The following is a 14,698-nucleotide window of genomic DNA, read 5'->3' on the forward strand; positions in this document are numbered from 1 at the left end:
AATGTCGCGCTCGTTGCAGTGCGGCATAGCAATATTTTCGTGAAGCCGTTGCAATCCTTTCGCAGGCATTTGAGTTGGGATAGACAAGGTTCCTCCCCACCTTCTCTCACCCGGAAACGTCATGGCCGCACCCAAGAAAAACACCGCAAAGGAAGCAGGGCTGGAGCATGCGAAGGGCAACGGCTCGGTGCCGGAATTTTCGAAAGAGCAGGAACTGAAGGCGCTGCGCGACATGCTGCTGATCCGGCGCTTTGAGGAAAAGGCCGGCCAGCTCTACGGCATGGGCGCGATCGGCGGCTTCTGCCATCTCTATATCGGCCAGGAAGCCGTCGTCGTCGGCATGCAGATGGCCCTGAAGAAGGGCGATCAGGTCATAACGGGATACCGTGATCACGGCCACATGCTGGCCTGCGGCATGGAGGCCAAGGGCGTGATGGCCGAGCTGACCGGACGCCGCGGCGGCTACTCCAAGGGCAAGGGCGGCTCGATGCACATGTTCAGCCTGGCCGAGCATTTTTACGGCGGTCACGGCATCGTCGGCGCGCAGGTTTCGCTCGGCACCGGCCTTGCTTTTGCCAACCGCTATCGCGGCAACGACAGTGTCAGCCTCGCCTATTTCGGCGACGGCGCCGCCAACCAGGGCCAGGTCTATGAGAGCTTCAACATGGCGGAGCTGTGGAAGCTTCCCGTGGTCTATGTCATCGAGAACAACCGCTACGCCATGGGCACCTCGGTGACGCGTTCTTCCGCGCAGACCGATTTCTCCAAGCGCGGCGCCTCCTTCAACATTCCGGGCAAGCAGGTCGACGGCATGGACGTGCGCGCGGTGAAGGCCGCAGGCGACGAGGCGGTCGCATGGTGCCGGGACGGCAAGGGGCCCTACATCCTGGAAATGCAGACCTACCGCTACCGCGGCCACTCGATGTCGGATCCGGCAAAATACCGCACCCGTGAAGAGGTGGAAAAAGTCCGCCACGATCAGGATCCGATCGAGCAGGTGCGCAATCGCCTGCTGGCCGCAAAGGTCAGCGAGCAGGATTTGAAGAACATCGACGCCGAGGTGCGCGAGATCGTCAACGAGGCGGCGGATTTCGCCCAGCACGATCCCGAGCCCGATGTGTCCGAACTCTACACCGACGTTTATCGCTGAGAGCGCAGAGCATGATCCCGAAAAGTGGGAACCGGTTTTCGGACAGGATCATGCTCAAACAAAAGGCCTAAGTTTCGGAGCTACCATGCCAATTCAAGTGCTGATGCCTGCGCTCTCGCCCACCATGGAAAAGGGCAACCTCGCCAAATGGCTGAAAAAGGAAGGCGAGACGATCAAGTCGGGCGACGTGATCGCCGAGATCGAGACCGACAAGGCGACGATGGAAGTCGAGGCCACCGATGAGGGCACGCTCGGCAAGATCCTGATTCCGGAAGGCACCGCCGACGTTGCGGTCAACACGCCGATTGCAACGATCCTTGCGGACGGCGAGAGCGCGGCCGATCTTGCCAAGGCACCGGCGCCCGCGGCTCCGCAAAAGGCCGCGGAGTCGGCCCCGCCCGCAGAAGCGAAGGCCGAGGCGCCGCAGCCGAAAGCCGCGCATCACCCGACCGCACCGGCCGCCGTCAGCGAGCCGGAGCCTGATGTGCCTGAAGGCACCGAGTTCGTGACGCAGACCATCCGCGAGGCGCTGCGCGATGCGATGGCCGAAGAGATGCGGCGCGACGGCGACGTCTTTGTCATGGGCGAAGAAGTCGCCGAATATCAGGGCGCCTACAAGGTGACGCAGGGGCTGTTGCAGGAATTCGGCGCGCGGCGCGTGATCGACACGCCGATCACCGAGCACGGCTTTGCCGGCGTCGGCGTCGGCGCGGCGATGGCCGGGCTCAAACCGATCGTCGAATTCATGACCTTCAACTTCGCCATGCAGGCGATGGACCAGATCATCAACTCAGCGGCCAAGACGCTCTACATGTCCGGCGGCCAGATGGGCTGCTCGATCGTGTTCCGCGGGCCTAACGGCGCCGCTGCACGCGTCGCGGCCCAGCACAGCCAGGACTATTCGGCCTGGTATTCGCAAATCCCGGGCCTGAAGGTGATCGCGCCGTTCTCGGCCGCCGACTACAAGGGGCTGCTCAAGGCCGCGATCCGCGATCCCAACCCGGTGATCTTCCTGGAGAACGAGGTTCTGTACGGCCACACCGGCGAGGTGCCGAAGCTCGATGACTACATCGTGCCGATCGGCAAGGCGCGCGTGGTGCGCAAGGGCAAGGACGTCACGATCGTCTCATGGTCGAACGGCATGACCTATGCGCTGAAAGCCGCCGAGGAACTTGCCAAGGAAGGCATCGAGGCCGAGGTGGTCGACCTGCGCACGCTTCGCCCGATGGACACCGAAACCATCGTCGAGTCCGTGAAGAAGACCGGCCGCGCGGTGACGGTGGAAGAAGGCTGGCAGCAGAACGGCGTCGGCGCCGAGATCGCCGCGCGCATTATGGAGCACGCATTCGACTATCTGGATGCGCCGGTCGCGCGCGTCTCGGGCAAGGATGTGCCGATGCCCTATGCGGCCAACCTTGAGAAGCTCGCATTGCCTTCCGTGGCCGAGGTGGTGGAAGCCGCCAAGGCCGTCTCCTACCGGTAAGCCGCCATGGCCGGCCCGAAGGAACAGCCGTTGCCGCCCGACGTGATCGGCCGCGAGGATGCGCAAGAAGTCTTGCGAGCGTTCGTCGTCGATGGCGGGCTTTCGATCGCGTTCCAGCGTGCGTTCGAGGAACCGGACATGTGGGGCTTGCTGCTGGTCGACGTCGCCCGCCACGCCGCGCGCGCCTATGCGCGCGAATCCGAGTTTACCGAGGAAGAAGCGCTGGCGCGCATCCTCGACATGTTCGAAGCCGAAATCGCGCGGCCGACCGACATGGGCTCTACCACGCCGCGGTCGCAACAGGGTCACTGACAATGCCAATCAATATTCTGATGCCCGCGCTGTCGCCGACGATGGAGAAGGGCAACCTCGCCAAATGGCTCAAGAAGGAGGGCGACAAGGTCAAGTCCGGCGACGTGATCGCGGAGATCGAGACCGACAAGGCGACGATGGAAGTCGAGGCGGTTGACGAGGGCACGATCGCGAAGATCGTGGTGCCCGAGGGCACGCAGGACGTTCCCGTCAATGACGTGATCGCAGTGCTTGCCGGCGACGGCGAGGATGTGAAGGCGGCGGGTGCTGCGGCCGCAGCACCCGCGCCGAAAGCTGCCGAAGCACCAAAACCCGCGCCGGCTCCTGCTGCTGCGGCACCGGCCGCCGCACCTGCGCCGCAAGCTGCGAAAGCGCCACCACCGCCGGCTGCTCCGGCTCCGCAGGCCGCACCCGCCGCGAAAACTAACGGGCAGGGCCGTATCTTCTCGTCACCGCTGGCGCGCCGTCTGGCGAAAGACGCCGGAATCGATCTCGGCCGCATCACCGGCACCGGACCGCACGGCCGCGTCATCGCCCGCGACGTCGAGGGCGCCAAATCCGGCAAGGGCCTCAAGGCACCCGCCGCGGCGCCTGGCGCCGCACCGAGCATCGCGCCGGCGATGTCGGACCAGCAAATCCTCGCGCTGTTCGAGCCGGGCTCCTACGAAGTCGTGCCGCATGACGGCATGCGCCGAACCATTGCCCAGCGCCTTACCGCGGCGACGCAGACCATTCCGACCTTCTATCTCACCATCGACTGCGAGATCGGCCGGTTGCTCGATGCCCGCGAGCAGATCAACGCGGCGGCTCCCAAGGACAAGGAGAAAAAGCCGCTCTACAAGCTCTCGGTCAACGACTTCGTCATCAAGGCGCTGGCGGTCGCGCTCCAGCAGGTGCCGGAATGCAATGTCAGTTGGACCGAAGGCGGCATGGTCAAGCACAAGCATTCCGACGTCGGCGTCGCCGTGGCGATGCCCGGCGGCCTGATCACGCCGATCATCCGTAGCGCCGAGAGCAAGTCGCTGTCGACCATTTCGAATGAAATGAAGGATCTCGCCGCGCGCGCGCGGGCGCGCAAACTCAAGCCGCAGGAATATCAGGGCGGCACGTCGTCGGTCTCCAACCTCGGCATGTACGGCATCAGCCACTTCACGGCTGTCATCAACCCGCCGCAGTCGACCATCCTGGCGGTCGGTGCCAGTGAGGAGCGGGCGGTGGTTCGCAACGGCAAGATCGAGGCCGCGCACATCATGAGCGCGACCTTGTCCTGCGACCACCGCGCCATCGATGGTGCATTGGGTGCCGAGCTGATCGGCGCCTTCCGGCGGCTGATCGAAAACCCCGTGATGATGATGGTGTGAGGAGATCGCCATGTATGCGATCTACGCTCCCTATGTGCTCGTTGCGCTGGCAGTGATCGCCGCCGGCGTCATCTGGAATCGGGACCTTGCCTCGACCACGCAGGTCCGCATCATCCTGGGCGGTGCGGCGGCAGCCGCCGTGCTGTGGACCGGCGTGCTGCTCGTTCTCTCACGATCGGATTTGTAATGGCCGACACCTCCTTCGACGTCATCATCATCGGCTCCGGCCCCGGCGGCTATGTCACCGCGATCCGCGCGGCCCAGCTCGGCTTCAAGACCGCGATTGTGGAGAAGGCCTATCTTGGCGGCATCTGTCTCAACTGGGGCTGCATCCCGACCAAGGCGCTGCTGCGTTCGGCGGAAATCTATCACTACATGCAGCACGCCAAGGATTACGGGCTGTCGGCCGAAAAGGTCGCCTACGATCCGAAGGCCGTGGTGCAGCGCTCGCGCGGGGTGTCGAAGCGCCTCAATGACGGCGTCGGCTTCCTGATGAAGAAGAACAAGGTCACGGTGATCTGGGGCGAGGCCACGATCGATGCGCCCGGCAAGATCACGGTGAAGAAATCCGCCGTCGAGGCGCCGAAGGGCGCGAGCGGCGAGGGGAGCTATCAGGCCAAGCACATCATCCTGGCCACCGGCGCGCGGCCGCGCGTGCTGCCGGGCCTCGAGCCCGACAAGAAGCTGGTCTGGACCTATTTCGAGGCGATGGTGCCGGAGAAGATGCCGAAGTCGCTGCTGGTGGTCGGCTCCGGCGCGATCGGCATCGAGTTCGCGTCGTTCTTCCACACCATGGGCTCTGACGTCACCGTCGTCGAAGTGCTGCCGCAGATCCTGCCTGTCGAGGATGCGGAGATTGCAGGGCTGGCACGAAAACGTTTCGAGAAAATGGGCATCAAGATCCTCACCAATACCAAGGTGAGCAAGCTCGAGAAGAAGAGCGACAGCGTGGTTGCCACCATCGATGATGGCAAAGGCAAGCCGCAGACGGTTGAATTCGAGCGCGTGATCTCGGCGGTCGGCGTGGTCGGCAATATCGAAAATCTCGGCCTCGAAAAACTCGGCGTCAAGACCGACCGCGGCATCGTGGTGGTCGACGGCTACGGCAAGACCAACGTGCCCGGCATCTACGCCATCGGCGACGTCGCAGGCCCGCCCATGCTGGCGCACAAGGCCGAGCACGAGGGCGTGGTCTGCGTCGAGGCCATCAAGGGCCTGCATCCGCATGCCATGGACAAGAACCTGATCCCGGGCTGCACGTATTGCCACCCGCAGGTCGCGTCCGTCGGTCTCACCGAAGCCAAGGCCAAGGAAGGCGGCCGCGAAATCCGCGTCGGGCGATTCCCCTTCGTCGGCAACGGCAAGGCGATCGCGCTCGGCGAGGATCAGGGCCTGGTCAAGGTTGTCTTTGACAAGAAGACCGGGCAATTGCTTGGCGCCCACATGATCGGCGCCGAGGTCACCGAGCTGATCCAGGGCTATGTTGTCGCGATGAATCTCGAGACGACCGAGGAAGAGCTGATGCACACCGTCTTCCCGCATCCGACCCTGTCGGAGATGATGAAGGAAGCCGTGCTCGACGCCTATGGGCGCGTGTTGAATATCTAGGGATGCCGTCATTGCGAGGAGCAAAGCGACGAAGCAATCCAGCTTTCTTCGCTTGGCAAAGCTGGATTGCTTCGCTTCGCTCGCAATGACGAACAACAAGAACATTTGGGCAGGAAAGAAACCTTAAGTGAAAGACAACGACAACCTCACCATCGAACGCCCGACGTTCGTGACCCATCTCGAATGCGCGATGGAAGGCGATCATTATCCCGCCGACCAGGTGCACAATCTCTCCAAGGCCGGCAAGCCGCTGCTGGTGCGCTACGACCTCGCCGGCGTGAAGAAGGCGCTGACCAAGGATGCGCTGGCGCAGCGTCCGGCCGACATGTGGCGCTATCGCGAGATGCTGCCGGTGCGGAAAACAGCCGACATCGTCAGCCTCGGCGAAGTGACGACGCCGCTGATCCGGCTGCCAAAATTGTCCAAAAAACTCGGTGGCGGCGAGATCATCGTCAAGGACGAGGGGCGGCTGCCGACCGGATCGTTCAAGGCGCGCGGCCTCGTGATGGCGGTGTCGATGGGCAAGGCGCTCGGCATCAAGCACATGGCGATGCCGACCAATGGCAATGCCGGCGCGGCGCTCGCGGCCTATGCGACGTCTTGCGGCATCAAGACCACGATCTTTTGTCCCGCCGACACGCCCGAGGTGAATGTCAGCGAGATCGAGCTACAAGGCGCGACCGTCTATCGCGTCAACGGGTTGATCGACGATTGCGGAAAAATCGTCGGCGAGGGCAAGGCCAAGGCCGGCTGGTTCGATACCTCGACGCTGAAGGAGCCGTACCGGATCGAGGGCAAGAAGACGATGGGGCTGGAGCTTGCCGAGCAGCTCGGCTGGGACGTGCCCGATGTCATCTTCTATCCGACCGGCGGCGGCACCGGCCTGATCGGGATGTGGAAGGCGTTTGCCGAGCTGGAAGCCATCGGCTTCATCGGCTCCAAGCGGCCGCGGATGGTGGCGGTACAGGCTTCCGGCTGCGCGCCGATGGTGCGCGCTTTTGAAGCAGGTACGGAGCATGCGCCGCGCTGGGAAGACGCCCACACCATCGCCTCCGGCATCCGCGTGCCGCAGGCGATCGGAGATTTTCTCATTCTCCGCGCCGTGCGCGAGAGCAAGGGATTTGCCATCGCGGTGCCGGACGAGAAGATTTCTGCTGCGCTGAACGAAGTGTCGCGCGAGGAAGGACTGCTCTTGTGTCCGGAGGGGGCGGCGACTTACGCTGCGTACAAGGAAAGCCTTGCGGACGGGCGCGTCAGCAAGAATGATCGGGTGATGCTGTTCAATTGCGCGACAGGGCTCAAATATCCGCTGCCGCCTGTGACACGCACGCTCGATCGTCACAAGCCGATCGACTACGCGAAATTGTAACGGGCCCTCATCCTGAGGAGCGGCCTCTTGGCCGCGTCTCGAAGGATGGCCACGGGTTGCGGCCCATCCTTCGAGACGCTTGCTTCGCAAGCTCCTCAGGATGAGGTAAGTATTTGCGGCTGTAGAGGGGGAGAGCGTGATGCGGAAACTGGTTCTGACTGTCCTTGCAACGCTCGCCCTCGGTGGCCTCGCCTCCGCCCAGAATTTCCCCTCTCGCCCGGTCACCATCATCGTGCCGTTCTCGGCCGGCGGACCGTCGGACGCGATGGCACGCATTCTCGCCGAGCGGATGAAGGTTTCGCTCGGCGAAACCGTGCTGGTCGAAAACGTCACCGGCGCGGGCGGCTCGATCGGCGTCGGCCGCGCGGCAAAATCGCCGCCTGACGGCTACACCGTCTCGTTCGGCCATCTCGGCACCCATGTCGCCAATGGCGCGATCTACAAGCTCGGCTACGACCTCGTCGAAGATCTCGATCCGGTGGCGCTGCTGCCGAGCAATCCCATGATCATCGTCAGCAAGAACGCGGTGCCGGCGAAGACGCTGAAGGAACTTTTGGACTGGCTGAAGTCGCGGCCGTCGCCCGCCACCGCCGGCACGGCCGGCGCGGGCTCCGGCAGCCATGTCGCCGGGCTGGCGTTCGAAGCGGCCACCGGCATCAAGCTGCAATATGTGCCGTATCGCGGCACGGGGCCGGCGATGAACGATCTTGTGGCGGGCCAGATCGACATGATCGTCGACCAGACCTCCAACTCGATCCAGCAGGTGCGCGCCGGCACCATCCGCGCCTACGCCATCGTCGACAACAAGCGCGTCGACTCGGCGCCCGACATTCCGACCACGGACGAAGCGGGATTGCCTGGCTTCCACATGACCCTGTGGTCGGGCATGTGGGTGCCGAAGGGAACGCCGAAGGATGTCATCGCAAAACTCAACGCAGCCGCGGTGGAAGCGCTGAACGATCCAGCCGTGCGCAAGCAGCTCGAAAACCTGGGCCTACAGATGCCGCCCAAGGACAAGCAGACGCCGGCAGCGCTCGGCGCATGGCAGAAAGCCGAAATTGCAAAGTGGTGGCCGATCATCAAGGCTGCCAACGTCAAGGTGGACTAGCGCGCCCGCGGCGCGCGCTGATCGCGTTACGGCGGGCGGCGATTGCGAATGGCGTCTATGCAACGCGCGATGGTCTCTGCTCTCCAGTAGATTCTTTTTTGCGTCATTCTGTTGCGCATCTTGCTCGGCATTCGCCGCGTGGTTACATGACTTCACCTTCATATGATTGTCATCAGTTCAACAATCAGCGAGCGCAGTTGCGTACTGCGCACGTGCTTCACACCTGCGCGTGGGGGTTTCCAAACCAAACAACAAGCTATTCGGAGAGACGACAATGAACTTGTTCTTGCGACTCGGCGCGCCGGCGACGGCCATTGCCGCCGCGGCTATTTTTGGCGCGCTGGGCACGGGCAGCGCGACCGCCGGCGAATACTGCCGTCAGGACGTCACCGGCCACATGACAAGCTGTAGCTATTCCTCGATGGAGCAGTGCCAGGCGATGTCGGCGGGTATCGGCGGCGACTGTTTCCGCGATCCCCATCTCGGCAGCAGCAACCCGGGTAACGCGCTCGCCCATGCGCCGAAGGCTCCGCATGCGGCGAAAGGCAGCCGCAGGGGTAACGCCGCCAGCAGCGGCAACTGAAGCATACGCCGAAGCACCGTTTCGACATCAGCATCAGGCCGGGCGCACGTTGCGCCCGGCCTTTTGCATGCGAGAATCGACCGAGCCGCGATCACGGGTCATTTCCTCGTGAGACGCCCACGAAGAACAGCAAAGGTGCGCGTTCGACAATGCATGGCTGTCACGCCAGAGACGCGAGTCGTGCGGTCTGGCGCGGCACCATCGGCTTCTGCACATTGAGGCGGCATCGGAGGGTGGCCATGACGGTTCGCGCAGACTTCGCCAGCCAGGAGTATTTTCGCAATCCAGCAGCCTCGATCGAAAGACTTCGGCAGCTTGGCCCCGTCGTCGAAGTGAGTTTTCCGATCATCGGACGGGTCTGGGCTACGACGACCCAGGCGCTTGCCGATCAGGTGCTGAAAGACACCGATACGTTCACCATCCGCAAGGACGACGGCACCGTCGCCGGACTGCGCTGGTGGATGCCGCGTATCGTGCGCACCATGACCAACAGCATGCTCTCGATGGACGAGCCGGATCACAAGCGGCTGCGCGACATCGTGGACGAGGCGTTTCGCCGCCGTGCCGTGCTCGGGATGGAGCCGCATATCATGGCCGTCGGCGACCAGCTTGCCGACGAACTGTTTGCGGAGGGAAGCCCGGCCGATCTCGTCGAGCGGTATGCGCGAAAACTGCCGCTGTCGGTGATTTGCGAACTGCTCGGGCTGCCGCTGGCTGACCGGCCGAAATTCATGGCCTGGACGAGCGGTTTTACCCGGCTGACCGGCGCGCTGGGCTTTTTCAGCATGATCCCGAACGTTTTTGCCGTGAAGCGTTACATCGAGGCGCATCTCGAAACCGTTCGCCGGCGGGGCGGAGAGGGGCTGATTGCCGAGATCGTGCGCGTCGAGAAGGAGGGCGGAAGGATCAGCCGCGATGAAATCGTATCCATGGTGTTTCTGCTGCTGTTCGCCGGGCACGAAACGACCACGCATCTGATCAGCGGCTCCGTGCATGAACTCCTGAAGAACCCCGGCCTTCGCGACTGGATCGAGCAGGACTGGAGCCGCGCCGATTTGGCGGTGGAGGAATTTTTGCGTTTCATCACGCCGGTGCAGTTCACAAAACCGCGCTTCGTCCGCCGGGATGTCGATCTCGGCGGCGTCACGGTCAAACGAGGCGATCGCATCATGGCGATGCTGGCGGCGGCCAACATGGACCCCGCGGCCAATCCGCATCCGGAGCGGCTCGAGTTGACGCGCAAGCCGAACCGGCATGTCGCCTTCGGCACCGGCATCCATTTCTGCCTCGGCCATCAGCTCGCCCGGATCGAAGGCAAGTGCGCGCTGAAATCGCTGTTTGGGCGCTGGCCCAAGCTGGCGCTCGCGGTGGATGAGTCGGAAATCCGATGGCGCAAGCGGCCGGGTTTGAAGGCGATCGATCGCCTACCGGTTGTGTCGGAACCAGTATAGGCCGCTCAGGTACATGCAACAGACGCCAAAAATGGTTGCCGGAGGGCAACGATCGTGTTGTGCGGGCAACAGTTAGCTAAGATTTGAGTGGAAACCGGGCCGGTTCGCGGAACCGCCGCTTTTTGGCCACACCCTCAATGAGATCATCCCCTAGATATAGCCGCAGCGCTCACGAAGGCGAGGGAGATTGCCGACACCTCCCGGGTCCAGATGAGCCTGATGAGGAAATTGATTTTTCGCAATGGACGCCAGGACCGACATCAAGAGCAGATTGCCGAGCCGCCACGTCGCGGAGCGTTCTTCGCGCGCGCCGGCCAGTCTGTTCGCCATGGCGAAAATCTTCAAAAAGACACCCAATATCGCGGATTTGAAGCGGGCTGGCCGCGATGTTGCCAAAGACATCCACGAAATTGGCGGCATACCGCTTCTGATGAAAACGTTGCTCGATACTGGCCATCCGTACGGGGATTGCATTACCGCCCCGGGCCGACCGATCGCCGAAAACCTCAAAAGCGCAAAAAACAATCCGCAACCAGATGTGGTGCGGTTCGCGCTTGATGGCGCCGGCGTCGAGGAAGGCATGTCGAACCTGAAGGCCAATGTTCCCCAAGCCGCTGTTGGCGGCCGGGGCGGCCTGTTGCAGGGCGGTAACGTCCCCGGTTTCGGCGCTGATGCCAAAATTATTAACGGAAATTTGACCGGCACCGGGCTCGCTGAGCATCAAACCAAACAGCGACTCCGAGAGACAGACCATAGGTCTGGTGCGCGGTGGAAATTTGCCCAACAGGTTGGGCCGGCAGTGGGTGGGGCCGTAACCCATCCGGGCGGTGCGCACGAGAAGCAGTGCCATGCAGACGTGTAGGCGTACCATTGTCGCGTTCGTTCTGGGGGCCATCCCGCTGGCTCCCGCGTTCGGATTCGATGGTTCGCCGGTCAACCAGGATGCGCCGGTTGCCGTGGTTGCGCCCCAGGGTGCGGCGGCACCCGCGCTGAAAAAGATCGCTGTCCCGCCGACGGCGGCCGTGCCTGCTGCGGCGTCCACGTCCTCGCTTTCCTCGCTGCAATATGCCGCCGAAGGCGGTCACCCGATCGCGCAGTGGCAGCTTGGCCGCATGTATGCCGATGGCAATGGCGTCGCCCAGGACGATCTGCGCGCCTTCGAATATTTCAGCCGCATCGCCAACCAGCACGCGGAGGATTCACCGTCCGCGCCGCAGGCGACGATCGTCGCCAAGGCGTTTGTGGCGCTCGGCCGCTACTACCTCAGCGGTATTCCCAATTCGAAGATCAAGTCCGATCCCGATAGGGCGCGGGAGATGTTCTCCTATGCTGCGTCCTATTTCGGCAACGCGGACGCGCAATACGTCCTGGGGCAGTTCTATATCAACAATGCCGGCGCCTCGCGCGACGATTTCCGCTACGGCATCCGCTGGCTCGGCCTTGCCGCCCAGAAAGGCCAGCACCAAGCGCAGGCTTTGCTCGGCCAGATGATGTTCAATGGCGACCAGATGCCGCCGCAGAAGGCCCGCGGGCTGATGTGGCTGACGCTCGCGCGCGACAGCGCCGCGCCTGACGAAACCTGGATCAAGGAAAGCTATAACAAGGCGATCGCCAGGGCTTCCGACAACGACCGCGCCATGGCGCTCCAGATGCTTGAGCACTGGGTGCAGGGCCGCCGCGACTGAGTTTTGACGCCTCGCCTCAGCGGCGCGCGATTTGCCGGAACATCGGATAGCTGGAAGTTGTCCCGAACTTCCGTTGCGGCGCGCCATCGTCGACATAGCCGCGCGACAAATAGAACCGATGCGCCGTCTCCGTGCTGACGAGCGTGCAGCGCGTGCTGCCGCGGTCCAAGGCCCGCGCTTCGAGGGCCGCCAGCAGCGCCGAACTGACGCCGCGAAAGCGCGCCGCGGGGGCGACATAGTTCAGCGTGATCTCCCCGGAATTCCTGACGGCGCCGACCGCAAGGATCGTCTCGTCCTCCATCGCGATCAGCAGGGAGCTTTCCGGTTCCATGGTCCAGCCGGCGACGATCTCCGGCGTCTTGTTGGCAAGCCAGCGTCCAAGGATTGCGGGATCGTTGTGGTGATCGGCCGCGCAGAGCTCGCTGATCGACCGCCGCAACACGTCGCAGGCAGCCGTGGCATCCGCTGGCGTGGCGTCCCGGATCCGCACGGCTGGTGCGCCCGTCAGGCCGTTTCCAGATCGAAATCCGCCCAGACCGGGACGTGGTCCGACGGCTTTTCCCAGGCGCGAACATAGCTGTCGATCCCGACGTCGATCAGCCGGTCGCTGGCCTGCGGCGAGAGCAGCAGGTGATCGATCCGCAGGCCCCAGTTCTTCTGCCAGGCGCCCGCCTGATAGTCCCAGAACGTGTACTGGCCGGGCTCATCGTTCACCGCGCGCAGCGCGTCGGTCAGGCCGAGGCCGAGCAGGGACTGGAAGGCTTCGCGGGTAGCCGGGCGGAACAGGGCGTCATTGACCCAGGCGGGCGCGTTGTAGACGTCGCGGGCGGCCGGAATGACGTTGAAATCGCCCGCGAGCACCAGCGGCTCCTCGGCCTTCAGGCGCTCCTTCGAATACTCAAGAAGCCGCGACATCCATTTGAGTTTATAAGGATATTTTTCGCTGTCCGGAGGGTTGCCATTGGGCAGATAGAGGCAGGCGACCCGCATCACCCCGTGCTTGAGGGTGACCACTCCCTCCAGGAATCTCGCATGGGCGTCTTCGTGGTCCCCGGCCAGCCCGGATTTGGTCTCATCGAACGGCAGCTTCGAGAGCAGGGCGACGCCGTTGAACGTCTTCTGGCCGTGGGTGACGACGTTATAGCCGAGCGCCTCCAATTCCAGCCGGGGGAAGGCGTCGTCGGTGCATTTGATTTCCTGAAGGCAGACAATGTCCGGCGAGCATTCCTTCAGCCAGGTCATGAGGTGCTCGAGCCGCTGCCGGATCGAATTGACGTTCCACGTAGCAATGCGCATCAAATTGACCCGGCTCGTAACCACACATTTTCGCTTTGTGGCATACCATGTGTCGCGAGGCTGTGATAACCATTTACAAATAAGGCGCAAAAATTGCCATCAAGGGGCTGGGTGAAACCGTCCCCGGCCGTTTCGGCCGGCGAACGTGAAGAACTATGAAAAAACGAAACTGGATATTACTTGCGGGCGCCCTTGGCATCGTTGCAGTCGGCGCCTTTGTTACTCGATCGTCGTGGATGGGCGGCAACGCCAGCGCGCAGGGGCCGCAACGTCCGCGCACGATCTCGGTCGAGCTTGCCACGGCCGAGCGCAAGCCGGTGCCGGTCGATGTCGATGCGATCGGAACCGTCACGCCGATCACCAGCGTCGCGCTGAAGTCGCGGCTGGAAACCACCATCGTCTCGGTTCATTTCGAGGACGGCGCCAAGGTCAGCGAAGGCGATCTGCTGTTCACGCTCGACTCGCGTCAGATCGATGCGCAGATCGAGCAGGCCGAAGGCACGCTTGCGAGGGATCGCGCGCAGCTCGAGGGCGCGCAGCGCGACCTGCGCCGCTACACCGATCTGGTTGGCAAGGGCGCCACCACGCAGGTCAATGTCGACAACGCCAAGACGCAGTCGGACATCCTGACCGCAACCATCAAGGCCGATCAGGCCACGCTCGACAATCTGAAGGTCCAGAAGAGCTACACAATCATCACCGCGCCGTTCTCCGGGCGGATCAGCGCGGCCAATGTGAAGGTCGGCAATCTGGTGCGGCCGGCCGATACGCAGGCGCTTGCGGTGATCAACCAGATGGCGCCGGTCTATGTGACCTTTCCTGTTCCTCAGCGCGTGCTGGTCGACCTGCGGGAGTCGATGGCCAAGGGCGGCGGAGCCAAGGTGACCGCGACGATTCCGGGCCGGCAAAACTTCGATGAAGGCAGAGTGGCGATGGTGGAGAACACCGTCGATGCCACCACCGGCATGATCGTCGTGCGCGGCATCATGGACAACAAGAACGAGACGCTGTGGCCGGGTACGCTGGTGGCGGTCAAGCTGACGATCCGCACCGAGGACGCCGTCGTGGTACCGACGGTGGCCATCCAGCGCAGCCAGAACGGCAATTTCGTGTTCGTCGTGAAGGACGGCGTTTCCAGGGTTCAGCCGGTGAAGGTCGACCGTACGTTCCAGGGCTATTCTGTGGTTGCCGAAGGGCTGTCGGGTGACGAAAGCGTCGTTGTCGACGGGCAATTGCTGCTGTCGGAGGGCACGCGCGTGGAGCCGCGCGCCAGGAAGGCGGGAGCCTAGGGC

The 14,698-nt window shown here is 63.3% G+C and carries 15 protein-coding genes; 13 read left to right on the plus strand and 2 right to left on the minus strand.

Features of this window, described 5'->3' with window-relative positions; genetic code table 11:
* Window positions 1-121: 121 nt before the first annotated feature.
* The 12 genes from pdhA (at window position 122) to JQ628_RS04485 (ending at window position 12,110) form a co-directional block, all read left to right on the plus strand.
* The gene (gene pdhA / locus JQ628_RS04430) at window positions 122-1,150 is read left to right on the plus strand and encodes a pyruvate dehydrogenase (acetyl-transferring) E1 component subunit alpha (protein WP_212219874.1); all 1,029 of its coding nucleotides are present in this window, start codon (window positions 122-124) and stop codon (window positions 1,148-1,150) included.
* 85 nt (window positions 1,151-1,235) lie between these two features.
* A complete protein-coding gene (locus JQ628_RS04435) occupies window positions 1,236-2,633 on the plus strand; it encodes a pyruvate dehydrogenase complex E1 component subunit beta (RefSeq protein ID WP_212219877.1) in 1,398 nt (465 codons plus the stop codon).
* Between the two features lie 6 nt (window positions 2,634-2,639).
* Window positions 2,640-2,945, plus strand: coding sequence for a DUF5076 domain-containing protein (locus JQ628_RS04440; RefSeq protein WP_212219880.1), 306 nt, complete (start codon window positions 2,640-2,642; stop codon window positions 2,943-2,945).
* A 2-nt stretch (window positions 2,946-2,947) separates the two neighbouring features.
* Window positions 2,948-4,306: a pyruvate dehydrogenase complex dihydrolipoamide acetyltransferase gene (locus JQ628_RS04445; protein WP_212219883.1), complete on the plus strand. Its 1,359-nt coding sequence runs from the start codon at window positions 2,948-2,950 to the stop codon at window positions 4,304-4,306.
* Window positions 4,307-4,316: 10 nt separating this feature from the next.
* Window positions 4,317-4,493, plus strand: coding sequence for a hypothetical protein (locus tag JQ628_RS04450; protein ID WP_212219886.1), 177 nt, complete (start codon window positions 4,317-4,319; stop codon window positions 4,491-4,493).
* Window positions 4,493-5,914: a dihydrolipoyl dehydrogenase gene (gene lpdA, locus JQ628_RS04455; protein WP_212219889.1), complete on the plus strand. Its 1,422-nt coding sequence runs from the start codon at window positions 4,493-4,495 to the stop codon at window positions 5,912-5,914. Before JQ628_RS04450 ends, lpdA begins: the two co-directional genes overlap by 1 nt.
* Before the next feature lie 127 nt (window positions 5,915-6,041).
* Window positions 6,042-7,283, plus strand: a complete 1,242-nt coding sequence (locus JQ628_RS04460) for a threonine synthase (RefSeq protein ID WP_212219892.1) — start codon at window positions 6,042-6,044, stop codon at window positions 7,281-7,283.
* Window positions 7,284-7,422: 139 nt separating this feature from the next.
* On the plus strand, window positions 7,423-8,391 hold the full coding sequence (locus tag JQ628_RS04465; RefSeq protein WP_212219895.1) for a tripartite tricarboxylate transporter substrate binding protein BugD: 969 nt from the start codon (window positions 7,423-7,425) through the stop codon (window positions 8,389-8,391).
* Between the two features lie 274 nt (window positions 8,392-8,665).
* The gene (locus JQ628_RS04470) at window positions 8,666-8,974 is read left to right on the plus strand and encodes a DUF3551 domain-containing protein (RefSeq protein ID WP_212219898.1); all 309 of its coding nucleotides are present in this window, start codon (window positions 8,666-8,668) and stop codon (window positions 8,972-8,974) included.
* A gap of 239 nt (window positions 8,975-9,213) precedes the next feature.
* Entirely contained in the window at window positions 9,214-10,425 is a 1,212-nt protein-coding gene (locus JQ628_RS04475; RefSeq protein ID WP_212219902.1) for a cytochrome P450, read from the plus strand.
* A 241-nt stretch (window positions 10,426-10,666) separates the two neighbouring features.
* Window positions 10,667-11,287, plus strand: coding sequence for a dihydroxy-acid dehydratase domain-containing protein (locus JQ628_RS04480; protein WP_212219905.1), 621 nt, complete (start codon window positions 10,667-10,669; stop codon window positions 11,285-11,287).
* The gene (locus tag JQ628_RS04485; protein WP_212219908.1) at window positions 11,274-12,110 is read left to right on the plus strand and encodes a tetratricopeptide repeat protein; all 837 of its coding nucleotides are present in this window, start codon (window positions 11,274-11,276) and stop codon (window positions 12,108-12,110) included. Before JQ628_RS04480 ends, JQ628_RS04485 begins: the two co-directional genes overlap by 14 nt.
* A gap of 16 nt (window positions 12,111-12,126) precedes the next feature.
* Here JQ628_RS04485 and JQ628_RS04490 read toward each other — a convergent pair whose 3' ends face one another.
* On the minus strand, window positions 12,127-12,600 hold the full coding sequence (locus JQ628_RS04490; RefSeq protein ID WP_212219911.1) for a GNAT family N-acetyltransferase: 474 nt from the start codon (window positions 12,598-12,600) through the stop codon (window positions 12,127-12,129).
* 14 nt (window positions 12,601-12,614) lie between these two features.
* Window positions 12,615-13,406 (minus strand): exodeoxyribonuclease III, encoded by a 792-nt coding sequence (gene xth, locus JQ628_RS04495; RefSeq protein WP_212219914.1) that lies wholly within the window; start codon window positions 13,404-13,406, stop codon window positions 12,615-12,617.
* A 155-nt stretch (window positions 13,407-13,561) separates the two neighbouring features.
* Here xth and JQ628_RS04500 point away from each other — a divergent pair, with 155 nt between their 5' ends.
* Window positions 13,562-14,695, plus strand: coding sequence for an efflux RND transporter periplasmic adaptor subunit (locus JQ628_RS04500; protein ID WP_212219917.1), 1,134 nt, complete (start codon window positions 13,562-13,564; stop codon window positions 14,693-14,695).
* Window positions 14,696-14,698: the final 3 nt, after the last annotated feature.

This window comes from Bradyrhizobium lablabi (genome assembly GCF_018129385.1).
Classification (GTDB): Bacteria; Pseudomonadota; Alphaproteobacteria; order Rhizobiales; family Xanthobacteraceae; genus Bradyrhizobium; species Bradyrhizobium lablabi_C.

Excerpts from the sequence above, each read along its gene's own strand:
- pdhA (WP_212219874.1), top strand. The coding sequence starts at position 122 with ATGGCCGCACCCAAGAAAAACACCGCAAAGGAAGCAGGGCTGGAGCAT.
- JQ628_RS04435 (WP_212219877.1), top strand. The coding sequence starts at position 1,236 with ATGCCAATTCAAGTGCTGATGCCTGCGCTCTCGCCCACCATGGAAAAG.
- JQ628_RS04440 (WP_212219880.1), top strand. The coding sequence starts at position 2,640 with ATGGCCGGCCCGAAGGAACAGCCGTTGCCGCCCGACGTGATCGGCCGC.
- JQ628_RS04445 (WP_212219883.1), top strand. The coding sequence starts at position 2,948 with ATGCCAATCAATATTCTGATGCCCGCGCTGTCGCCGACGATGGAGAAG.
- JQ628_RS04450 (WP_212219886.1), top strand. The coding sequence starts at position 4,317 with ATGTATGCGATCTACGCTCCCTATGTGCTCGTTGCGCTGGCAGTGATC.
- lpdA (WP_212219889.1), top strand. The coding sequence starts at position 4,493 with ATGGCCGACACCTCCTTCGACGTCATCATCATCGGCTCCGGCCCCGGC.
- JQ628_RS04465 (WP_212219895.1), top strand. The coding sequence starts at position 7,423 with ATGCGGAAACTGGTTCTGACTGTCCTTGCAACGCTCGCCCTCGGTGGC.
- JQ628_RS04470 (WP_212219898.1), top strand. The coding sequence starts at position 8,666 with ATGAACTTGTTCTTGCGACTCGGCGCGCCGGCGACGGCCATTGCCGCC.
- JQ628_RS04475 (WP_212219902.1), top strand. The coding sequence starts at position 9,214 with ATGACGGTTCGCGCAGACTTCGCCAGCCAGGAGTATTTTCGCAATCCA.
- JQ628_RS04480 (WP_212219905.1), top strand. The coding sequence starts at position 10,667 with ATGGACGCCAGGACCGACATCAAGAGCAGATTGCCGAGCCGCCACGTC.
- JQ628_RS04485 (WP_212219908.1), top strand. The coding sequence starts at position 11,274 with ATGCAGACGTGTAGGCGTACCATTGTCGCGTTCGTTCTGGGGGCCATC.
- xth (WP_212219914.1), bottom strand. The coding sequence starts at position 13,406 with ATGCGCATTGCTACGTGGAACGTCAATTCGATCCGGCAGCGGCTCGAG.
- JQ628_RS04500 (WP_212219917.1), top strand. The coding sequence starts at position 13,562 with ATGAAAAAACGAAACTGGATATTACTTGCGGGCGCCCTTGGCATCGTT.